General features: G+C 60.5%; 20 protein-coding genes. 8 read left to right on the top strand and 12 right to left on the bottom strand.

What is annotated here, in order from left to right:
• Positions 1-82 precede the first annotated feature (82 nt).
• Both AFK66_RS04715 and AFK66_RS04710 read left to right on the top strand, forming a co-directional pair.
• The gene (locus AFK66_RS04715) at positions 83-343 is read left to right on the top strand and encodes a type II toxin-antitoxin system RelE family toxin (protein WP_007777085.1); all 261 of its coding nucleotides are present in this window, start codon (positions 83-85) and stop codon (positions 341-343) included.
• Between the two features lie 13 nt (positions 344-356).
• Complete coding sequence (locus AFK66_RS04710) at positions 357-737, top strand: helix-turn-helix domain-containing protein (RefSeq protein ID WP_007777087.1); 381 nt, start codon at positions 357-359, stop codon at positions 735-737.
• Between the two features lie 7 nt (positions 738-744).
• Here the strand turns inward: AFK66_RS04710 and AFK66_RS04705 are convergent, their stop codons facing one another.
• From AFK66_RS04705 to entC, 7 genes are all read right to left on the bottom strand, one after another.
• On the bottom strand, positions 745-942 hold the full coding sequence (locus AFK66_RS04705) for a YbdD/YjiX family protein (protein WP_007777089.1): 198 nt from the start codon (positions 940-942) through the stop codon (positions 745-747).
• A gap of 216 nt (positions 943-1,158) precedes the next feature.
• Entirely contained in the window at positions 1,159-3,264 is a 2,106-nt protein-coding gene (gene cstA, locus AFK66_RS04700; protein ID WP_007777092.1) for a pyruvate/proton symporter CstA, read from the bottom strand.
• A 791-nt stretch (positions 3,265-4,055) separates the two neighbouring features.
• Entirely contained in the window at positions 4,056-4,469 is a 414-nt protein-coding gene (gene entH / locus AFK66_RS04695) for a proofreading thioesterase EntH (RefSeq protein WP_012124082.1), read from the bottom strand.
• Complete coding sequence (gene entA / locus AFK66_RS04690) at positions 4,470-5,222, bottom strand: 2,3-dihydro-2,3-dihydroxybenzoate dehydrogenase EntA (protein WP_007777102.1); 753 nt, start codon at positions 5,220-5,222, stop codon at positions 4,470-4,472.
• Positions 5,219-6,088 carry an isochorismatase gene (locus tag AFK66_RS04685; protein ID WP_023898233.1) on the bottom strand — a complete coding sequence of 290 codons (870 nt, stop codon included), beginning with the start codon at positions 6,086-6,088 and terminating at the stop codon, positions 5,219-5,221. The genes entA and AFK66_RS04685 overlap by 4 nt, the downstream gene beginning before the upstream one ends.
• 9 nt (positions 6,089-6,097) lie before the next feature.
• Positions 6,098-7,702 (bottom strand): (2,3-dihydroxybenzoyl)adenylate synthase, encoded by a 1,605-nt coding sequence (locus AFK66_RS04680; protein WP_023898231.1) that lies wholly within the window; start codon positions 7,700-7,702, stop codon positions 6,098-6,100.
• Positions 7,703-7,712: 10 nt separating this feature from the next.
• On the bottom strand, positions 7,713-8,879 hold the full coding sequence (gene entC / locus AFK66_RS04675; protein ID WP_032986327.1) for an isochorismate synthase EntC: 1,167 nt from the start codon (positions 8,877-8,879) through the stop codon (positions 7,713-7,715).
• A gap of 188 nt (positions 8,880-9,067) precedes the next feature.
• Between entC and fepB the strand changes: the two genes are divergently transcribed.
• Entirely contained in the window at positions 9,068-10,027 is a 960-nt protein-coding gene (gene fepB / locus AFK66_RS04670; RefSeq protein WP_007777111.1) for a Fe2+-enterobactin ABC transporter substrate-binding protein, read from the top strand.
• A gap of 25 nt (positions 10,028-10,052) precedes the next feature.
• Here fepB and entS read toward each other — a convergent pair whose 3' ends face one another.
• Entirely contained in the window at positions 10,053-11,297 is a 1,245-nt protein-coding gene (gene entS, locus AFK66_RS04665; protein WP_023898228.1) for an enterobactin transporter EntS, read from the bottom strand.
• Between the two features lie 107 nt (positions 11,298-11,404).
• Between entS and fepD the strand changes: the two genes are divergently transcribed.
• From fepD to fepC, 3 genes are read left to right on the top strand one after another with little or no spacing between them, the layout of a single operon-like run.
• A complete protein-coding gene (gene fepD, locus AFK66_RS04660) occupies positions 11,405-12,412 on the top strand; it encodes a Fe(3+)-siderophore ABC transporter permease (protein ID WP_032970457.1) in 1,008 nt (335 codons plus the stop codon).
• Entirely contained in the window at positions 12,409-13,401 is a 993-nt protein-coding gene (gene fepG, locus AFK66_RS04655; protein WP_032983623.1) for an iron-enterobactin ABC transporter permease, read from the top strand. Before fepD ends, fepG begins: the two co-directional genes overlap by 4 nt.
• Complete coding sequence (gene fepC / locus AFK66_RS04650; protein WP_012124074.1) at positions 13,398-14,189, top strand: iron-enterobactin ABC transporter ATP-binding protein; 792 nt, start codon at positions 13,398-13,400, stop codon at positions 14,187-14,189. The genes fepG and fepC overlap by 4 nt, the downstream gene beginning before the upstream one ends.
• A 208-nt stretch (positions 14,190-14,397) precedes the next feature.
• Here fepC and maeB read toward each other — a convergent pair whose 3' ends face one another.
• Positions 14,398-16,677: an NADP-dependent oxaloacetate-decarboxylating malate dehydrogenase gene (gene maeB / locus AFK66_RS04645; protein WP_038882260.1), complete on the bottom strand. Its 2,280-nt coding sequence runs from the start codon at positions 16,675-16,677 to the stop codon at positions 14,398-14,400.
• A gap of 281 nt (positions 16,678-16,958) precedes the next feature.
• Here maeB and tal point away from each other — a divergent pair, with 281 nt between their 5' ends.
• Positions 16,959-17,909: a transaldolase gene (gene tal, locus AFK66_RS04640; protein ID WP_007893829.1), complete on the top strand. Its 951-nt coding sequence runs from the start codon at positions 16,959-16,961 to the stop codon at positions 17,907-17,909.
• A gap of 20 nt (positions 17,910-17,929) precedes the next feature.
• On the top strand, positions 17,930-19,924 hold the full coding sequence (tkt, locus tag AFK66_RS04635; protein WP_023898223.1) for a transketolase: 1,995 nt from the start codon (positions 17,930-17,932) through the stop codon (positions 19,922-19,924).
• 192 nt (positions 19,925-20,116) lie between these two features.
• Here the strand turns inward: tkt and AFK66_RS04630 are convergent, their stop codons facing one another.
• From AFK66_RS04630 to AFK66_RS04620, 3 genes are all read right to left on the bottom strand, one after another.
• The gene (locus AFK66_RS04630; RefSeq protein WP_032968344.1) at positions 20,117-20,614 is read right to left on the bottom strand and encodes a YqhG/Tai3 family protein; all 498 of its coding nucleotides are present in this window, start codon (positions 20,612-20,614) and stop codon (positions 20,117-20,119) included.
• Entirely contained in the window at positions 20,614-20,982 is a 369-nt protein-coding gene (locus AFK66_RS04625; protein ID WP_032968345.1) for a hypothetical protein, read from the bottom strand. Before AFK66_RS04625 ends, AFK66_RS04630 begins: the two co-directional genes overlap by 1 nt.
• A gap of 222 nt (positions 20,983-21,204) precedes the next feature.
• Positions 21,205-22,149, bottom strand: a complete 945-nt coding sequence (locus AFK66_RS04620) for a hypothetical protein (RefSeq protein WP_007777138.1) — start codon at positions 22,147-22,149, stop codon at positions 21,205-21,207.
• Positions 22,150-22,209 lie beyond the last annotated feature (60 nt).

The following is a 22,209-nucleotide window of genomic DNA, read 5'->3' as shown; positions in this document are numbered from 1 at the left end:
CATAAGAGAATGCTTTTCAGATAAAAGCTTATGTTCTTATATTTTACTTATATCACAGAAACAGATAAAGTGAGGGAACGCCATGGAGATGAGATGGACGAAGCGGGCGTACAAGCAACTCGGCGCCATACCGGAAAGCGACAGGCTCACTATCTATAAGAAGGTTGCCGCGCTCGCCACCGAAGACGCCAGCCTGGACATCGTAAAACTGGCGGGGCTCAAACCCCGTTACCGGCTGCGCGTGGGGAGCTATCGGGTTATTTACGAGCGCGTAGCGGGCGTTCCGGTTGTCTGCCTCATTCTGGAAGTTAAACGCAGGACCACGACCACTTACCTTAATTAACGGGGGGTTAGATATGCTCAATGCACAAATTATTCATGATAAACAGGGCAAACCCGAATATGCGGTCATCCCTTATGAACTCTATCTGTCCGTGCTGGCGCAGCTGGAAGATGACGAGACGCTGGCGTCATTGCCTTATGAGCCGGACAGCGATGATGACGTAACGCTGCCGCATGAAGTGGTGGCGATTTCCGTCGAGCAGAATGTGAGTTTACAGGCCGCCTGGCGCATCTGGCGCGGTCTCTCTCAACAGGAAGTGGCGGAAAAACTCGGTATCAGCCAGTCTGCCGTTTCACAGCTGGAATCGCCTGACTCGCGTCCGCAAAAACGCACCCGCGAAAAACTGGCGGCGCTCTATGGTTGCCAGCCTGAACAGCTGGTGCAGTACCGCTGACAGACGTTTAACAGCACTTCGCGCCGCCTTTTGCGCCGTAGCGGGCGTCCTGGCGTTCGCGGAAGAACTCTTCATAAGTCATCGGCGTCTGGTCCGGGTGGTTCACACGCATGTGCTCGACGTAGTTGTCGTAGTCGGGCACGCCGATCATCATTTTCGCGGCCTGACCGAGATATTTCCCGGCTTTGGCGAGGGAATCGAACATTTATTTATCCTTATGCGTTGGCTTTCTCCCGGCGGGAGAGAGAGCCGATGTGATTCATTGTGACCTGTGGCCGGGGTCTGGACGGCGGGTGCGCTTTGCTTACCCGCCCTACAACAACGAACAGGGCGCGATTGCCGCACGTAGGGTGGGTAAGCGCAGCGCACCCACCTTTCCGTCATCCACCCTGTCGGCATCCCTCTGTCCCAACAGCCTCAATCAATGCGCGTTTTTCGCCTGCGCCACTACTTGCTCCGCACTGGCAGGCATCGGCTCATACGGCGTCTCGTTGGCGGTCGGCTTATCCTGCTTCAGCGCCGCCAGCGCCGTTTTAATCGAGAACACCGCCAGCACCACGACCACCACCATAAAGAAAATGGTCAGGCCCGCGTCGAGGCGGTTATTGAACACCAGCTGGCTCAGTTGCGCCTCGGTGTACTGCGGCGGAATGGTGCCGCTTTCCAGAATCGCCTGGAACTTATTGGCGATAGCGAGGAACCCCACTTTATTATCCGGGCTGAACGCCTTCTGCCAGCCGGCGGTGAGCGTACAGACCAGCAGCCACGCGGTCGGCACCAGCGCCACCCACGCATAACGCTGGCGCTTCATCTTAAACAGCACCACCGCGCAGAGCATCAGCGCCATGCCCGCCAGCATCTGGTTGGCGATGCCAAACAGCGGCCAGAGGGTGTTAATACCGCCGAGCGGATCCACGACACCCTGATGCAGGAAATAACCCCATGCCAGCACGCACAGCGCCGTCGCCAGCAGGTTCGCGGGCAGTGAATCCGTGCGTTTGAGGCCGGGCGAAATCACGCCCAGCAGATCCTGCAGCATAAAGCGCGCGGCGCGGGTGCCTGCATCCACCGCCGTCAGGATAAACAGCGCCTCAAACAGAATGGCGAAGTGATACCAGAACGAGACATCCATCAGGCCGCCGAGCGCCCCGTGGAGAATATACGCCATGCCGACCGCAAGCGTCGGCGCGCCGCCCGCACGCGAGATAATCGTCTGCTCGCCGACTTCATTCGCAATCTGGTTCAGCGTATCCGGCGTTATCTGGAAGCCCCAGCCGCTCACCACCTGGGCGGCCGACGCGACCACATCCGCCGTACCAGCCGGCGCCAGCACCGCCATCGGGCTGTTCATCGCAAAATAAACGCCGGGGTCAATAACGCAGGCCGACACCAGCGCCATGATGGCAACGAATGATTCCATCAACATGCCGCCGTAGCCGATAAAGCAGGCCTGGTTTTCATTGGCGAGCATTTTCGGTGTGGTACCGGAGGCGATAAGCGCATGGAAGCCCGACACCGCGCCACAGGCGATAGTGATAAACAGGAACGGGAAGAGATTACCGGTCCAGACCGGCCCGGTGCCGTCGATAAATTTTGTCATCGCGGGCATCGTCAGCGTCGGGCGCATGATCAAAATGCCGATGGCGAGACCGACAATAGTGCCGATTTTCAGGAAGGTAGAGAGGTAATCGCGCGGTGCCAGCAGCAGCCAGACCGGGAGAACCGCCGCGACAAACCCGTAGCCGACCAGCATCCAGGTCAATTGCACGCCGGTGAAATCAAACCACGGTGCCCAGGTCGGGCTCTCCGCCACCCAGCCGCCGGAAACAATCGCAAACACCAGCATCACAAGGCCGATGACCGACACTTCGCCAATGCGCCCTGGCCGCAGATAACGAATATAGATGCCCATAAAGAGCGCGAGCGGAATGGTAAAGGCGACGGTATAAGTGCCCCACGGGCTGTGAGTCAGCGCTTTCACTACAATCATCGCCAGCACCGCCAGGATGATTATCATAATCATAAAGCAGGCGACGAGCGCGATGACGCCCGCCGTGTTGCCCATCTCCTCTTTCACCAGTTCGCCGAGCGAGCGCCCGTCACGGCGGGTGGAGACAAACAGCACCATGAAATCCTGCACCGCCCCTGCCAGCACGACGCCTGCGAGGATCCAGATCATGCCCGGCAGATACCCCATCTGCGCCGCCAGCACCGGCCCGACCAGCGGCCCGGCACCGGCAATCGCCGCAAAATGATGACCGAACAGCACTTTTTTATCGGTGGGAACATAATCAAGCCCGTCGTTGTGGCGCACTGCGGGCGTCATGCGCGTCGGGTCGACGGCCAGCACCTTTTTCGCGATGTACAAACCATAAAAACGGTAAGCGATGAGATAGATACAGACGGCGGCAACCACGATCCAGAGCGCGTTGATCTGCTCGCCGCGGTTAAGGGCGATATAGCCCAGCGCAAATGCGCCCACAACAGAGAGCGCTGCCCAGATAAGGTATTTCCCTGAGTTCGTCATAATAGTTATCCATTCAGTGAAACAGTGAGTGAAACAGAGGTGTTACATTTTGTTTCTATATCACCAAAATGAATTTAACAACTTGACCACCCGAGAAACGCGGGATGGCGTCAGGGATTTACGTGAGTCTGTTAACGAGATCACGGGATGATGGCGGGGCTGCGCGGTGTCGGTGGTTTAATGGGGTGAGCTTTGAAGGTTGTGTACATGGCGGGTGCGCTTCGCTTACCCGCCCTACATCCTTCAGGTGTCGGATTTTCCGTAGGGCGGGTAAGCGAAGCGCACCCGCCATTGCAAAAAAGCGTCGCCCGTATGGCGTTGAGGGGCGAATATGCACGCCCGGTGAATGGTTCCGTTCGCCAGCAAGTAGCCTTTCTTTGCAACCTTTCCTCACGCGAACGTGTTAAGGGGGCTCGCCGCCGCCCCCTAAACAATCCCGGCTCGCGGCAAAAGGGCAGCCGCAATAAAAACACCTCACATCATCGTTCGGCTTCAGAGAAGTTGTTTCCGTAGGGCGGGTAAGCGCAGCGCACCCGCCATTGCAAAAAAGCGTCGCCCTATGGCGTTGAGGGGCAAATATTTACGCACGGTGAACGGTTCCGTTCGCCAGCACGATGCCTTTCTTTGCAACCTACCCTCACGCGAACGTGTTAAGGGGGCTCGCCGTCGCCCCCTTAACAATCCCGGCTCGCGGCAAAATGGCAGCCGCAGGGAAAACATCCGACATCCGCGTATACATTCGGTTTCCGTAGGTCGGGTAAGCGCAGCGCACCTGCCATGTTAAAAATCGCCTACCCCAGAATCGCCGTACTTAACCGGCTGGTACAGCAGCGCCGCCCCTGTTCGTCATAAATCACGATTTCCCAGCACTGGCTTTGGCGCCCCAGATGCAGCGGCTGGCAGACGCCGCGCACCTGCCCCTGCGACACCGCGCGGTGATGAGACGCGCTGATCTCGGTGCCCACCACGCACTGCCCGTCGCGGGTGGTCAGATAACCGGCCATCGAGCCGAGCGTTTCGGCAAGCGCCGCGGAGGCGCCGCCGTGCAGGAGACCGAACGGCTGATGCGTGCGCGTATCAACCGGCATCGTCGCCTCCAGCAGATCGTCACCGAGACGGGTATAAACAATCCCAAGATGTTCCACCATCGTGCCGACGCTGGTCGCGTTCAGCGCCTCAAGCGTCATGTGTCGTTTCCAGATCATCTATGCTCCAAGCGTTGAGCCGCCGTCGATGACGATATCCTGCAGCGTAATGTGACTTGCGAGATCCGAAGCGAGAAACAGGATGGTGTTCGCTACCTCCTGCGGCTGCGCAATCTTCCCAAGCGGAATGCCGAGCTTAAATTGCTCCGCGAAACCGCGAATACGCTGCTGTTCGGCATCCTCGCTTTTCCAGAGCGTGCGCTGCATATCGGTGTCGGTCGAACCCGGTGACACCAGGTTTGCACGCACGCCAGAGGAGGCCAGCTCCAGCCCCACGGTCAGCGCCAGGCTTTTGAGCGCCGCTTTCGACGCGCCATACGCCGACATCCCGATGCGCGGCGTATGTGCGGCGTCGGAGGCGACGGTGACGATTGCCCCGCCCTTCTGCGCACGAAACTGCGCCATCGTCTGCTGAAAGAAGTTAAACGCGCCGCCCACGTTTACCGCGAACGTCTGCTGCCAGTCGTCGGGAGCGAGTTCATCCGTCGCGCCCATACGCAGAATGCCCGCCGCGTTCACCAGCACGTCAAGGCGCGGGTTATTGCCGAGCAACCGCTCGCAAACGCCTGCCACCGCCGCGGCGTCCGCCACATCCAGTGTTTCACATGCGAACGGATAATCAGCCTGCGAAAACGCGAGATCAAAACCAGTCACGTTCGCGCCCGCCCCGGCAAACGCCAGCGCGGTGGTGTAGCCAATCCCTTTGCCCGCGCCGGTCACCCAGACATTTTTTCCCTGGAAATCGAGCGTCATGCCTGCGGCTCCCGGCTTAGCAGCGCCCACCAGGCATCAATGGTCGGGTTCTTTGCGAGCATCACGAAGTCGATATCGCCATGCACTTTGCGCCAGCGCGCCGCCAGCGCCATCATGCGCACCGAGTCGAGACCGTAGTCGATCAGGTTTTCGTCATCTTCCGGCTCGTCGGACTCATCCAGCAGCGGCAGCACCAGCGCGCGCAGCGCCGCTTTGCTGCCCGGCGCGTCCGGCTCACTGGCAGGCAGCAGATCGGCGGTCATTACCACGCGCCCGGCGCGGCCCGCGACGTAATTAAGCGCCATCAGATGTTCATCCCGGCTGAAATCCGCCAGCGCGTCGGCCACCATAAACGGTTGAATATCACGCATGAACGCGTCGGTGGCGGTGATCATGCAGCCGATGTGCGCATACACCCCGCAGATAATGAGCTGATCGCGTCCCGTCTCTTTCAGCGCGTGCTCAAGCGGCGAGCGGTGAAACGCGCTGTAGCGCCATTTCACCAGCACGGTGTCGTCGGCATCCGGCGTCAGCGCCGCGACCACCTTTTGTTTATCAGGATGGTTATTCAGCCCCGGCCCCCACATGTCGTTCAGCAGCGCGCGGTCGGCGTCGCTCTGATTATTGGGCTGCGCGGTGTAATAAACCGGAATGCCCTGCGCCTTGCAGTACGCTCGCAGCGCGGCGATGTTCGCCACCACCGGCTCGATCATCGGGCAGTTTTCGCCCCAGAAATTAAGGAAATACTCCTGCATGTCATGAATGAGCAGCGCCGCGCGCGGCGGCTCCAGCGCCCAGCTCACTTTATTTTGCGGGAGATCCGCCGCCGTGGGCAGCGTATAGGCGTTCAGTTTTGGGATAGCCATTTTCTTTCCTTACTCAGAGACGGGCTGACGCGCGGCCAGCCACAAACGCAGTTGTTTTTTATCCACTTTGCCGACCGGCGTGAGCGGCAGCGCATCGACGCGCTCCACGCGATCCGGCAGTTTGAAATCGGCGACGCCCAGCTCGCGTAAAAAGCGGCGGATCTCCACCGCCTTGACCGGGCGGGTGGTGACGATATACGCGCAGCTTTTTTCGCCAAGCAGGCTGTCTTCCATCGAGACCAGCCCCGCGTGCACAATGGCCTCGTGGCCGAGCAGCAGGTTCTCGATCTCTTCCGCGGCGATCTTCTCGCCCCCGCGGTTGATCTGATCTTTCTCGCGCCCCTGAACGGTGATGTAGCCCTGTTCATCAATGGCTACGAGATCGCCGGAGCAGTAAAAACCGTTCTCATCAAAGGCGCTGGCGTTGTGTTCCGGGCTGTTGTAATAGCCGCGGAAGGTATACGGGCCGCGCGTCATTAGCCGTCCTGTTTCACCGCGCGGCAGCGGATTGCCGTTTTCATCGGCTACCCAGACTTCATCGTCCGGGCTCATCGGGCGGCCCTGGGTGGTGAAGATGCGCTCGTCCGGGTCGTCCAGACGGGTGTAGTTGACCAGCCCTTCGGCCATGCCGAACACCTGCTGAAGCTGGCAGCCGATCTCCGCAGGAATGCGCGCGGCGAGCGTGTCGGAAAGCCGCGCGCCACCGACCTGCAAGAGTTTCAGCGACGCCAGCTGGCGGTTATCGCCCCACTCCTGAATGGCCTGTAGCCAGAGGCTGACGGCGGGCGGCACCAGCGCGGTGACGTTAATCTGGTGCGCCTCAATCAGCGGGAAGCAGAGCGTCGCGCTCGGGTCGCGCGCCAGCACCACGCAGCCTTCGGCGAAGAAGACGCCGAGCGCGCCGGGGGAGCTTAACGGGTAGTTGTGCGCCGCGGGCAGCGCGCAGAGGTAGCGCGTTTCGCGGCTGAATTCGCAAATCTCCACGCTGCGGCGAATGCTGTAGTAGTAGTCGTTGTGCGTGCGCGGGATGAGCTTCGGCGTGCCGGTACTGCCGCCGGAGAGCTGGAAAAACGCCACTTCATCGGCGGCGGACGGCGTGGGAGTGAAATCCGCTTCAGTCTCTGAAATCAGCGCCTCCAGCCCATCGCCACGCAGAAGCGTCATGCGCAGCGACGAATGCTGCGCTTGCAGTGCCGTGATATACGCATCGTCGCTAAAGAGCGCGTGCTCGCGGTCGGCAATCAGCAGCGCGGGCGCAATCTGGCGCGCGTACGCGTCAAGCTCGGTGCGTTGATGACTAAACAGCGCGTTAACCGGCGCCACGCCAATTTTCAGCAGCGCGAAGAACACGATATAAAACTCCGCCACGTTGCCAAGCTGCACCAGCGCGGTATCGCCACGCTGAAGCCCGCGACGCGCCAGCGCGCCTGCAAGGCGTGTGGCCGCCGCGTCCAGCTCGCGGTAGCTGTAGCGGCGCTCGCCGTCGATAAGCGCCGTCGCGGCACTCTGCGCGTGGCGGCTTAAAATATCGGTGAGCGGCAGATCAAGCCAGTAGCCGCGGGCGCGGTAGCGTACGGCGAGATCGTCTGGCCAGCGGGTGTAAGGGATCGTCATGCGTAAAACCTCAGTGAAGACCTAAAACGTGGAGCATGGTGGAGAGCTTGACGCCGGTTTCGCGCCACTCCGAAGCCGGGTCGGACGCCGGAACAATCCCCGCGCCCGCAAACAGCCGTACCTGGTTTTCCCGCAGACGCGCGCAGCGGATAGTCACCGCCCATTCGCCGTTGCCGTCGGCATCGCACCAGCCGACGATCCCGCCGAACAGCTCGCGATCGAACGGCTCCAGCTCAGCGATATACGCTTTCGCCGCTTCATGCGGGTAACCGCTCAGCGCGGGCGTCGGGTGCAGCAGGCAGGCGAGCGACAGCGCGTTGTCATCCGCAAAGCGCGTTTCGCCTTCGACGGGCGTCGCGAGATGCCAGAGCGTCGGTGTGGTAATCAGCTCCGGCGCGCCCGGCATCGCGAGGCGCTGGCTGCGCGGCGCGAGTACGTCGCGCATCGCCTGCGTCACCAGCTCATGCTCGTGGCGATCTTTGGCCGAACAGAGCAGCGCCTGGCCTGCGCTTTTATCCTGCGCCGCGTCGGCATGGCGGCGCGCGGAGCCCGCCAGCGGCAGCGAACTGAACGTATTGCCATCTTTGCGCAGCAGCAGTTCCGGGCTTGCGCCGAGCAGCGCGCCGCCGTCCGGCAGCGGCACGTGAAAGTTAAAACTCGCGGGGTTTTGCGCCACCAGACGCGCCAGCAGCGCGAGGCTGTCCGGCTTCTGTTCGGTGGTGATGTCGATAAGGCGTGAGAGCACGATTTTACTGACCGCAGGCGTCGCGGTCAGCGCGGCGGCGCGCGCCACCATCGCCATAAACGTCTCTTCATCCGGGAGCGGCTTACGGCTCAGCACACGCGGCGCGGCGCTATTTTCAATAAGCGAATAACCGCCGCGGGCGGTCTCACTGTAGCTTTCGGGAATAAACAGCGCGGACGGCTTGCGCGTATCGAACGGAATAGCGCCGACGACTATCGGGCGCGCGATGCCCTGCCTGCGGGCGCGGTCGAACGCGTTACGCAGCGCCGTCTGAAATACGCTATAACGCTCTGCGCCGTCGGCGGCGGGCGTCTCCAGCCGCGTGAAACAGCCGCGGGTGGTAAAGCTGCGATAAGGCGACATGTAGAAAAAACTGTCAGATGAAAGGGTTGCGGCAGCGTCGCAGCGTTCCCCGGCCAGTGACGTATCCATGCGCTCCTCCTGTACCAAAAAAAGTGAACTGATAATTGTTATCATTTGTATTTGGAGGCGTAACCTAAGGCGAAATGACGGGGATGTCAACCACAGGGGCGAAACAGAGGCGACAGCGCCGCTTGCATCCTGTCGGCAAATGATGAAAATGAGAAGCATTATTAACTCATCTTACAGGAATCGTTGCCGTGACGTTTACATCTGCCCTGCGCGCCGCATTTGCCGCCAGCCTGCTGCTTTTAGGAATATCCTCAGTCTCACAGGCGGCGGCGTGGCCGCGTCAGGTGACCGACAGCCGCGGTGTGCATACGCTTGAAAAAGCGCCGCAGCGCATCGTCTCCACCAGCGTCACGCTGACCGGTTCGCTGCTGGCGATTGACGCGCCGGTGGTGGCCAGCGGAGCCACCTCTCCCGGCAACCGCGTCGCCGACGACCAGGGGTTTTTGCGCCAGTGGGGTGACATCGCCAAAGCGCGTCACGTCGAACGGCTTTACATCGGCGAACCGAACGCTGAAGCTGTCGCCGCGCAGATGCCGGATCTCATTCTGGTGAGCGCGACCGGCGGCGATTCGGCGCAGGCGCTGTATGAACAGTTTTCCGCTATCGCCCCGACATTAATCATCAATTACGACGATAAAAGCTGGCAGGCGTTGTTGACGCAGCTTGGTGAGATAACAGGCCATGAGAAGCAGGCCGCCGAACGCATCGCGCAGTTTGACCAGCAGCTCGCGCAGGCAAAAGCGCAGATGAAGCTGCCGCCGCAGCCCGTGAGCGCGCTGGTTTACAACCCCGCCGCGCACGGCGCGAATCTCTGGACCGCCGAATCGGCGCAGGGGAAACTGCTCGGCCAGCTTGGTTTTACGCTTGCGCCGCCGCCCGCCGCGCATGGCCTCACCAGTATGGGCAAACGCCACGATATTATTCAGCTTGGCGGGGAAAATCTGGCAGCGGGGCTGAACGGCGAGACGCTGTTTTTGTTCGCGGCTGATGATAAAGACGCGGCGGCGCTGATGCGCGATCCGCTGCTGGCCCACCTGCCGGCCGTGGAAAATAAACGGGTTTACGCGCTCGGCACCGAGACTTTCCGGCTCGATTACTACAGCGCCAGCCTGTTGCTGAAACGGCTTGAAGCGTTATTTAAACAGTAAAAGACGGGGCCGGATGGCCCCTTTTTTAATGCGGCGCGGGTTCCGGCGGCGGCTGGCGTAGACGGCGCAGTTCCGCCAGCAGCAGCGCCAGCGCAAGGGTAACGATCGCAAGCCCAATCCCGCCCACGCTCGCCGCACTTACCGGCGACAGCCACGCGCCCATCCCACCGAGCGCCGCCGCGCCGATGGCGTCGCCCGTCACGTTTTGCGCCGTCCACAGCCCGTTAATGCGCCCGAGCATGTGATCCGGCGTGCGGGTCTGGATAAGCTGGTACTGGATCAGCGAGCTTACACCGCTCAGGTAGCCGAACAGCGTCAGGCAGATAAACGCCAGCGGCCAGAACGGCATCAGGCTGAACACGCTAACCGCCGCCAGCGCCAGCACCGAAGAAGCCAGCAGCGTGCGGCCGGGGCGTGGCGCATGTGCCAGCCCGCCGCTGGTGAGCGCCCCGAGCGCCGCGCCAAGCGGCACCGCGGCGTACAATACGCCGATTTCGCCGCTCGTCATCTGCCAGTGGTTTGCAAGCGCGGGATAAAGCACGCGCACCGCGCTCGCCATCGTCAGCAGCGCGCCGATCAGCGCCACGCCGCCTACTACCGGGCTTGCCGCAAGAAAGCGCAGCCCGTCGGCCAGCGCGCGCAGTGGATGCTGGCGCTGCATCTGCGGCGCGGGCAATGCCGGAAGGGTCAGCAGCGGCAGGAGCGTGAGAAAGGTGCCGAGCGCCGCCAGCGCGTAGTTCCAGGCCACGCCGCCCCAGGCGAGCAGCACGCCGCCGAGCAGCGGCGAAATCACCGATCCCAGGCGCACCGTCAACATGGTGATCGCGCCCGCCTGCATCAGGTTTTCACGCCCGACAATAGCGGGCGTCGCCGCCAGCAGCGCCGTCACGCCGATCGCCCCGAAAAACCCGTCCCACAGCCCGAGCGCGTAAATCGCAATAACCGACGGCGCGGGCAGCATGGCGTTGATCCAAAGCCCGATAAACCCGAGTCCGCAAGTGGAACGCGCCAGCAGAATGAGCGTTTTGCGCTCGTAGCGGTCGGCCAGTACGCCGCCCGTCATCAGCCCGATAAACATCGCGGCACCCGTCAGCGTGACCGCCAGCCCCACCTGGAAGGGCGAGCCGGTGAGCGTCTGGATCTGTACCGGCACCGCCACGCCAAGCAGACCAAGGCCGAGAATGGAGATAAAGCGCGCCAGAAAGACGGCGCGATACGCGGGATGGGTTTTCAATAAGGAGAGGTTGAGCAACAGCGAATGTCGGTTCATTACAGGGCCTTAACGCGAATTTTCCTTGCCGGATAACGGGACGGCCATGCTAACATAGCCAGCCAAGAGTGATAATAACTATCATTATCGATTCCAGGATGTGCGTTATGTCGGCCTCGCGCCTTTCCTCCAGGGTGGTTGTCCTGGGGTCTCTCTCATTGTTGCTGCTGTTGATGGTCGCCCTCAGCCTGCTGGTGGGTGCCAAATCCCTGCCCTTCTCTCTTGTGATGGACGCTCTCACCGGCACCTGCCGCGACGCGGACTGCACTATCGTGCTTGACGCACGCCTGCCGCGTACCCTTGCGGGGATTGTCGCCGGGCTGTCGCTCGGGCTTGCCGGCGCGCTGATGCAAACGCTGACCCGCAACCCGCTCGCCGACCCCGGCCTGTTAGGCGTGAACTCTGGTGCCAGCTTCGCCATTGTGCTGGGCGCGGCGCTGTGGGGCGTGAGCGAGCCGCTGCATATTCTCGCGCTGGCGCTGTGCGGCGCGCTGGCCGCCACGCTCGTGGTGGCGTTTACCGGCAGCGCGGGCGGCGGGCAGCTTAGCCCGGTGCGCCTGACGCTCGCGGGCGTGGCGCTGGCCGCGGTGCTGGAAGGGCTTTCCGGCGGCATCGCGCTCTTAAACCCGGTGGTGTATGACCAACTGCGCTTCTGGCAGGCAGGCTCGCTTGATATCCGCACCCTGACGACGCTCAAAGCCATTGCGCCAGTCGTGCTCACGGGCGCAGTTATCGCGCTGCTGCTGGGGCGCGCGCTGAACAGTCTCAGTATGGGAGCCGACACGGCCACGGCGCTCGGCAGCCGCGTGGCGCGCACGCAGGTGTTCGGGCTTATCGCCATTACGCTCCTGTGCGCCAGCGCCACCGCCGTGGTCGGCCCCATCGCCTTTATCGGCCTGATGATGCCGCACCTGGCGCGCTGGCTGGTGGGCGCGGATCACCGCTGGTCGCTCCCGGTGACGCTGCTCGCCACGCCGTCGCTGCTGCTGCTGGCGGATATCATTGGCCGGCTGGTAGTGCCGGGCGAGCTGCGGGTCTCGGTGGTCAGCGCGTTTATCGGCGCGCCCGCGCTCATTTACCTGGTGCGCCAGCGGCGCGGCGGAGCGTCGCTATGAAATCCGTCTCCCCCCGTTTATGGCTTTTTTGCCTGCTCATGTTGAGCCTGTGTACAGGTCTCAGCCTCTGGGCGCTGACGCAGGGCGCGGTAACGCTTGAGGCCCGCAAGGTGCTGGACGCGCTGACCGGCCTCGCGCCGCGCAATGTCTCGCTTATCGTCACCGAATGGCGGCTGCCGCGCGTGGCGATGGCGCTGCTGTTGGGTGCCGCGCTCGGCGTGAGCGGCGCGATTTTTCAGTCGCTGATGCGCAACCCCCTGGGCAGCCCCGATGTCATGGGCTTTAACACCGGCGCGTGGAGCGGCGTGCTGGTGGCGATGGTGCTGGCAGGTCAGCACCAGTCCGCTATCGCGTTCGCCGCCATCGCGGGCGGTACGCTGACGGCGTTTGTCGTCTGGCTGCTCGCCTGGCGCAACGGCATCGACACCTTCCGGCTGATTATTATCGGCATTGGCGTGCGCGCGATGCTGGTGGCGTTCAATACGTGGCTGCTGTTGCAGGCGTCGCTTGAGACGGCGCTGTCGGCGGGCCTGTGGAACGCCGGTTCACTGAATGGCATGACCTGGGGAAAAACGCTGCCCGCCGCCCCGCTGCTTGTGCTGGCGCTGCTGGCGAGCGCGCTGCTGGTGCGCCGGATGCGGCTGCTGGAGATGGGCGACGACAGCGCCTGCGCGCTGGGGGTGGCGGTGGAACGCTCCCGCCTGCTGCTGATGCTGACCGGCGTGGTGCTGACCGCAGGCGCGACGGCGATGGCCGGGCCGATTTCCTTTGTGGCGCTGGTGGCCCCGCATATCGCGCGTCGCTTAAGCGGCACCGCGCGCTTTGGGCTGACCCAGGCGGCGCTCTGCGGCGCGCTGCTGCTGCTGGCCGCCGATCTGTGCGCGCAATATCTGTTTACGCCTTATCAGCTGCCGGTGGGCACCGTGACCGTCTGCCTCGGCGGCATTTATCTCATCGCCTTGTTGATACAGGAGTCACGCAGGAGATGACAATGACTTCACGCTTAACCGGCGAAGCGCTGACGCTGGGCTACGGCGATTTTCGCGTCGCCGACGGGCTTAACGTGGCGATCCCGGATGGCAAATTCACCGCGATTATCGGCCCGAACGGCTGCGGCAAATCGACGCTGCTGCGCACGCTGAGCCGTCTGATGAAGCCGCTCGGCGGGCAGGTGCGGCTCGACGGCCAGGCTATTCAGCACTTCGCCACCAAAGAGGTGGCGCGGCGCATTGGCCTGCTCGCGCAGAACGCCAGCGCGCCGGGGGATATCACCGTTGCGGAGTTGGTAGCGCGCGGGCGTTATCCGCATCAGCCGCTGTTTACCCGCTGGCGCGACGAGGACGAGCGCGCGGTGCAAAAGGCGATGGCGGCGACCGGCGTGACCGCGCTTGCCGACCAGAGCGTCGATACGCTCTCCGGCGGCCAGCGCCAGCGCGCCTGGATTGCGATGGTGTTAGCGCAGGAAACCTCTATTTTGCTGCTCGACGAGCCGACCACCTGGCTTGATATCAGCCATCAGATTGATCTGCTGGAACTGCTCTGTACGCTCAACCGCGAGCAGGGGTATACGCTTGCCGCGGTGCTGCACGATTTAAACCAGGCGTGCCGCTACGCGAACCATCTGATTGCGTTGCGGGACGGGAAGATTATCGCCGAGGGCGCGCCGTCAGAGATTGTGGACGCGGCGCTTATCGAGGCGATTTACGGATTGCGGTGCATGATTATTGAGGATCCGGTGGCGGGTACGCCGCTGGTGGTGCCGCTCGGGCGGCGGTAGTGGGCAATGAGGCGTCAGGGTAAATGGTGGGTGCGCTACGCTTACCCACCCTACAAAACCTACGAACAACCACTCCCTTGTAGGGCGGGTAAGCCTGCGCACCCGCCGTTAACGTCGGGTGGGTGCGCTGCGCTTACCCACCCTACAAAACCTACGAAAAAGCACTTCAATGCAGGGCGGGTAAGCCTGCGCACCCGCCGTTAACAACTTACAGCGGGTTGGTTTGTGCTTCGACCACCGCCAGCGCCACCATATTCACGATACGGCGAACCGAGGCGATCGGCGTCAACACGTGCACTGGTTTCGCAACGCCCATCAGCACCGGCCCCACGGTCACGCCCTCGGAGCTTGATACACGCAGCAGGTTATAACTGATACGCGCCGCTTCCACGTTCGGCATAATCAGGATGTTGGCCGAGCCTTTCAGCGGGCTGTCCGGCATACGATCGTTACGGATGCTCTCTACCAGCGCCGCGTCGCCGTGCATCTCACCGTCGATCATCAGATCCGGGGCGCGCTCACGCACCAGCTGTAGCGTCTCGCGCATTTTGCTGGCGGCGGGCGAATCGGAAGAACCAAAGTTGGAATGCGACAACAACGCCACTTTCGGCTCGATCCCAAAGCGACGCACCGTTTCCGCCGCCATGACGGTGATCTCCGCCAGCTGTTCCGGCGTCGGATCGTCGTTCACGTACATGTCGGCGATAAACGTGTTGCCGCTCGGCAGCAGCAGCGCGTTCATCGCGCCCGCGGCTTTTACGCCGTCGCGATAGCCGAAAATCTGCTGAACCACGCTGAAATGCTCATGATAGTCGCCAATTGTGCCGCAAATCATCGCGTCGGCTTCGCCGCGATGCACCATGATGGCGCCAATCACCGTACTGTTGCCAATAACGGCGCGCTGGGCCTGCTCCTGGGTGATGCCACGGCGCTTCATGATGCTGTAATACTCGTTCCAGTACTCCTTAAAGCGCGGGTCCGACTCGTTATTCACGATTTCGAAATCTTTGCCCGCCTCGATTTGCAGACCGAGTTTTTTCAGGCGCATCTCGATAACGCCAGGACGCCCCACCAGCACAGGCTTCGCCAGGCCAAGCGTAATCAGCTCCTGGGTCGCATGCAGCACGCGCGGCTCTTCGCCTTCGGTCAGCACCACGCGCTTCGGATCTTTGCGCGCCTGGTTGAAGACCGGCTTCATGAACAGGTTGGTTTTGTAGACAAATTCGGTGAGCTTGTCTCTGTACGCGTCGAAATCCTCAATCGGGCGGGTCGCCACGCCGGAATCCATCGCCGCTTTCGCCACCGCAGGCGCGATAGTCACGATAAGGCGCGGGTCGAACGGTTTCGGAATGATGTAATCCGGGCCGAACGACAGCTCCTGATCTTCATAGGCCGAGGCCACCACTTCGCTCTGCTCGGCGTGCGCCAGTTCAGCGATGGCATGCACCGCCGCGAGCTTCATCTCTTCGTTGATGGCGGTCGCGCCCACATCCAGCGCGCCACGGAAGATGAACGGGAAGCAGAGGACATTGTTCACCTGGTTCGGGAAATCTGAACGGCCGGTGCAGATGATCGCATCCGGGCGCACCGCTTTGGCGAGCGGCGGCATGATTTCCGGCTCCGGGTTGGCGAGCGCCAGGATGAGCGGCGAATCCGCCATCTTTTTGACCATCTCCTGGGTCATGACTTTCGGGCCGGAGCAGCCAAGGAAGATATCCGCGCCTTCGATCACTTCACCGAGCGTGCGCTTGCCGTTGTCGTCAATCGCGTAGGCGGCTTTGGTTTCCGCCATGTTCTCTTCACGGCCTTTGTAGATAACGCCTTTGGAGTCGCACACCACGATGTTGTGCTTCTGCATGCCAAGCGCCACCAGCAGGTTCATACAGGCGATAGCGGACGCGCCCGCACCGGAAACCACGAGGCGCACGTCGGAGATATTTTTCTGCACCACGCGCAGGCCGTTTAACACCGCGGCGGTACAGATGATGGCGGTGCCGTGCTGATCGTCATGGAACACCGGAATGTTCATGCGCTCGCGCAGTTTCTTTTCGATATAAAAACATTCCGGCGCTTTGATATCTTCCAGGTTGATACCGCCGAAGGTCGGCTCCAGCGCCGCCACCACATCAACCACTTTATCGGGATCGTGCTCGTCGATTTCGATATCAAACACATCAATACCGGCGAATTTCTTAAACAGGACGCCCTTGCCTTCCATCACCGGTTTACCGGCCAGCGCGCCGATATTGCCAAGCCCCAGCACCGCGGTGCCGTTGGAGATAACCGCCACGAGGTTGCCGCGCGCGGTGTATTTATAGGCGGCCAGCGGGTCGGCGGCGATTTCCAGACAGGGCGCGGCTACGCCTGGCGAATACGCCAGCGCCAGATCGCGCTGGGTCGCCAGCGGTTTGGTCGGAGAAACCTGAATTTTGCCTGGTACCGGGAATTCGTGAAAATCGAGGGCGCTCTGTTTTAATTGCTCATCCATTTTACTGATCCTTTTTCTTCTGCAGGGTATGAAGCGGCGTGTCGCACGCTCGTTTAACCAGGCCGTCAGTATCGCCCGTTAGCGGCGGCTAAACTTTGAAGACCGCCAAACTCTGAGTCATGCAACCCTTTGATGTTATCAATTTATAGCAGCGATGTTGCCGGTTCGGGAAAGCATTGCTATGCGCGTCTGCTATGCTTTTTTGTTATGTCCCTGATGAGATCCCGGCGGGCGACACTGACAGCGCCCCATAAAATCTTTGCTTTTCAAGGAGTAGCAAAATGAACCAACTCGATGGCATTAAACAATTCACAACAGTAGTCGCCGACAGCGGCGATATTGAATCCATTCGTAACTATCAGCCCCAGGACGCGACCACCAACCCCTCTCTGCTGCTGAAGGCCGCAAGCCTTGAGCATTACCAGCATCTGTTCACCGATGCGCTGGAATACGGCAAAAAACGCGGCAGCACGCAAAAAGAGCAGGTGGCGGAAGCGAGCGACAAACTGGCTGTCAATGTGGGTGCGGAAATTCTGAAAAGCATTCCGGGGCGCGTCTCAACCGAAGTGGACGCCCGCCTGTCGTTCGACAAAGAAAAAAGCATCGCCAAAGCGCGTCGCCTGGTGGAGCTGTATCAGGAACAGGGCATCGATAAATCGCGCATTCTGATTAAGCTCGCCTCTACCTGGGAAGGCATTCGCGCCGCAGAAGAACTGGAAAAAGAAGGCATTCACTGCAACCTGACGCTGCTGTTCTCCTTCGCCCAGGCGCGCGCCTGTGCCGAAGCGGGGGTGTATCTGATCTCCCCGTTCGTGGGCCGTATCTATGACTGGTACAACACCCGCAAACCGATGGACCCGTATGTGGTCGATGAAGATCCCGGCGTGAAGTCGGTGCGTAACATCTACGACTACTACAAGCAGCATAACTACCAGACCATCGTCATGGGCGCGAGCTTCCGCCGTACCGAGCAGATCCTGGCGCTGGCGGGCTGCGACCGTCTGACCATCTCCCCTAACCTGCTGAAAGAGTTGCAGGAGAGCGATGCGCCGGTGGCGCGTAAGCTGATTCCGGCGTCTCAGGGCTTTAACCGTCCGCAGCCGATGACCGAAGCCGAATTCCGCTGGGAGCATAACCAGGACGCGATGGCGGTCGAAAAACTGGCCGAAGGCATTCGCCAGTTCGCCGTCGACCAGCGCTCACTTGAAGATCTGCTTGCCGCCAAACTTTAACTTTTGCCATGGAGAGAAACATGTCTCGTCAGCTTTTAGCCAACGCCATCCGTGCGCTGAGCATGGATGCGGTTCAGAAAGCCAAATCCGGTCACCCCGGCGCGCCGATGGGGATGGCGGATATCGCCGAAGTGTTGTGGAATGATTTCCTCAAGCACAACCCGACAAACCCGACGTGGTATGACCGCGACCGCTTTATTCTTTCCAACGGCCACGCCTCGATGCTGCTCTATAGCCTGCTGCACCTCTCAGGCTACGACCTGCCGATGGAAGAGCTGAAAAACTTCCGCCAGCTGCACTCCAAAACGCCGGGCCACCCGGAAATCGGCTATACGCCGGGCGTGGAAACCACCACCGGGCCGCTCGGCCAGGGGCTGGCGAACGCTGTTGGTCTGGCGATTGCCGAGAAAACGCTCGCGGCGCAGTTCAACCGCCCGGGCCATGAGATTGTGGATCATAATACCTATGTGTTTATGGGCGACGGCTGCCTGATGGAAGGCATCTCCCATGAGGTCTGCTCGCTCGCGGGCACGTTGGGTCTTGGCAAGCTCATTGGCTTCTACGATCACAACGGCATCTCCATTGATGGCGAAACCGAAGGCTGGTTTACCGATGACACCGCCAAACGTTTCGAAGCCTACCACTGGCACGTAGTGCATGAGATTGACGGCCACGATCCAGAGGCTATCAAACGCGCTATCGAAGAGGCGAAACAGGTTACCGATAAACCGTCGCTGATTATCTGTCGCACCGTCATTGGCTTCGGCTCGCCGAACAAAGCGGGTAAAGAGGAATCCCACGGCGCGGCGCTTGGCGAAGAAGAAGTGGCGCTGACCCGCAAACAGCTCGGCTGGAACTATCCGCCGTTTGAAATTCCGGATGAAGTCTACAAAGGCTGGGATGCGAAAGAAAAAGGCCGCCAGGTTGAAGCGAGCTGGAACGAGAAATTCGCCGCGTATCAGGAAGCCTACCCGGAGCTGGCGGCAGAGTTTAACCGCCGTATGGGCGGTGAAATGCCGGAAAACTGGCAGCAGGTGACGCAGGAGTACATTGAAAAACTCCAGGCGGAACCGGCGAAAATCGCCTCCCGTAAGGCGTCCCAGAACGCGCTGAACGTCTATGGTCCGGTACTGCCGGAGTTGCTCGGCGGTTCGGCAGACCTCGCACCGAGCAACCTGACTATCTGGTCAGGCTCGACATCGCTGAAAGAAGATCCGGCGGGCAACTACATTCACTATGGCGTGCGCGAATTCGGCATGACGGCCATCGCCAACGGCATCGCCCACCACGGCGGCTTTGTGCCCTACACCGCCACCTTCCTGATGTTCGTCGAATATGCCCGCAACGCGGCGCGCATGGCGGCGCTGATGAAGGCGCGGCAGATTATGGTCTACACCCATGACTCTATCGGCTTAGGGGAAGATGGCCCGACGCACCAGGCGGTGGAGCAGCTCGCGAGCCTGCGCCTGACGCCGAACTTCAGCACCTGGCGTCCGTGTGACCAGGTGGAAACCGCGGTGGCGTGGAAAGCCGCTATCGAGCGTCACAACGGCCCGACGGCGCTGATCCTCTCCCGTCAGAACCTGGCGCAAATTGAGCGCTCGCCGCAGCAGCTAAAAGATGTGGCGCGCGGCGGTTATATCCTGAAAGACGCGGGCGGCAAACCGGATCTGATCCTGATTGCCACCGGTTCGGAAGTGGAAATCGCCGTTCAGGCGGCCGAAAAACTGCGTGGCGACGGCGTGGCGGTGCGTGTAGTGTCGCTGCCGTCGACCGATGTGTTTGACGCGCAGGATGAAGCCTACCGTGAATCGGTGCTGCCGTCTGACGTCAGCGCGCGCGTGGCGGTGGAAGCGGGCATCGCCGACTACTGGTACAAATATGTCGGCCTGAAAGGCGCTATCGTCGGCATGACCGGCTATGGCGAATCCGCGCCTGCGGAGAAACTCTTCCCGTACTTCGGCTTTACCGTCGAAAACGTGGTGGAAAAAGCCCGCAACGTGCTTGGCAAATAAGCCAGCCTTAACGGGCTAAGCCGGGCGTTTAAGCATACCTGAACGAGCCTGCCAGTAAGAAACCAGCCAGAGTCCGTTTCCTGATTCTGGCTTTTTTATGTCTGAACACGATATGGATTTCGTTAACCGTTCAGCTTTAAATCACATAAAGCTTAAGTGAGCGGCATTGCGGCAGATGCCAGGGGTTATTCTTTACAGGCCGCCTTCCGCAGCAGACTTCGCGCGAGTGATGGCGCCGGCGTTAAATATTGGATGCTCATAGTTATCGGTGACATCACGGACTCGGTATATCTTCCAGATGTCTGACTCTCGACGAACAAAAACTTCCAGCTCTAATTTTTTCCCGCCCTCCCTGCCAATCCATACCGGCATTACCTCGCCCCCCATGAACGGTCTGGCGGCACCGACAGTTAGCGCCGATATCCATGATGGATCATAGTCCTGTGCATAAGCGAAGTAATCCGATCCAATCAGGTCTTGTTCTGATATCGACTCGATATCCTCCAGTCTCTTGAGCGTGTCGGCAGAAACATATTCGCGCAAATCAGACGGCGAATATTGATTATCGCTACTCGTTAGAGACATCAAATAAGTGGAATAAAAAGAATGTACTCGCGTCGGCGCGCTCTGATCCGGCTTAACTGCGCAAGCGGAGAGCAAGAAAGCGCATAACACTATTGCAGTTCGCATCAATTCATCCTGTATATTTTGAAAGCCGGTTGAGCGGCGCGATACCCTGGGCCCGGGTACATGCTGCGCTGTCTGAAATCGGAGATCCACTGCGTGCCATCATACATCGTCATATGCCCGCTCGGGTTTCCTCCAGGATACGGCTGAATCACAGCAACATCACCGCTCAATAATGTTGAGCCCGGCGGGACTTCATGAAATCCAGCGCGCAGTAATGCAGGCCCGTAATCTTTTGCGTTTAGCGTTCTCTCCAGCCGTATGCCGCCAGCAGCTATAGCCTCCCTTGTAAAGGTCGCACATTCATTATGTGAATGGCCGAGCGCGCGGGACCGGAGATGCGAAATAGCAACGTCTTTATTCCAGTTCATTCTTAGTTCCTTTAAGCATGAAAAATGGAATTATTGCGTTAACCATAAATATTTTGTGGGATAAAAAATGCTGAAATTATCCCACGTAAAATGATTATTTCCGGATTCGGCTCGGCAAAATTCGCCTGCAAGCAAACAGGATCGAACGGGTGCCACTCGCCCCTCGGCGCAAGGGCTTTAAATTAGCCTTAACGGGCTGGCTTTTTTATTTCCGGCGCGGTGTTATTTCAGGACTTTCAGCGTCTCGGCGCTTTTGTTTATCACGATATCTTCCGTTTTCTCATCCCACTGCGCCTGCGCGACAATCACCTGCCCCGGATGCTGCGGATCGCGCGCTATCAGCGACATGCCGTCCACATCTTCCTGCACGTTCAGGTTCATGGAAAACGAGGGAATCGCTTTTACCCACTGCTGTTGCTGCACGTCATAAAGATAGGTCGCCCGCCAGGCGCTGCTCCACCATTCGGGATAAATCAGCGCGCGGTCGCGTCCGCTGTCGTCAAGGTGTGAGAGCGTCTCCACGCCGCCGCCGATGCAGGAGGGAATGGACGCAGGGTTGATCGCCGGATCGCTGTTCCAGAGCTGGCACTCGCAGTCACCGCTCTCATCGCAGACGCCGTTGGTTTTCGGGTCGTGCGCCGTAAGCCAGGCATAACTTTTTGCCGTGCCGTTAAACCGCCCTCCCGCCAGCCGGTAATCGCGCGTTTTCTGGCGGTTCGCCTCGGTTATCCAGTCGGTTTCTTCGCTGATGCGCCAGCCTGCGGCTTGTTTCGTTAAGGTGAGCTGCGCCGGGTAGTTGCGCGGCGTTTGCGGCTCAAGCCCCGCCTGTTTCACAAACGTGGCCTGTACGGCAAGCGGCTGCCCGTCCTGTTCGGTGAGCGTAATATTGCTGATGATAGTCTGCGCGTAGTGCGGATGTTTTTGCACGAAGGCGGCGTTTTCCTGGATAACCACATCGCGCGCGAGCGCTTTGCCGTACCAGCTTACCTGTTCGCCATAAAGCGCCGCGCCTGCCTGGGCGGAGGGATGATTTTTAAACTCGTTCCAGCGCGCGACCAGCGCGTTCGCGTCGCGCTCGTCCTGCGATGTCATCGCGGCGCTGACGCTGAGCGCAAGCCCTGCCAGCGCCAGCCCGAGAACCGCGCGCAGCCCCTGTGTGTAAGCCATACATTCCCTGCCATTGTTATTGGTTATATTAAGCCACAGGAATATACGCAAAAACGCGCG

This window comes from Cronobacter malonaticus LMG 23826 (assembly GCF_001277215.2).
In the GTDB taxonomy this organism is placed as follows: domain Bacteria; phylum Pseudomonadota; class Gammaproteobacteria; order Enterobacterales; family Enterobacteriaceae; genus Cronobacter; species Cronobacter malonaticus.
This window is presented reverse-complemented; position numbering and strand designations above follow the sequence as displayed.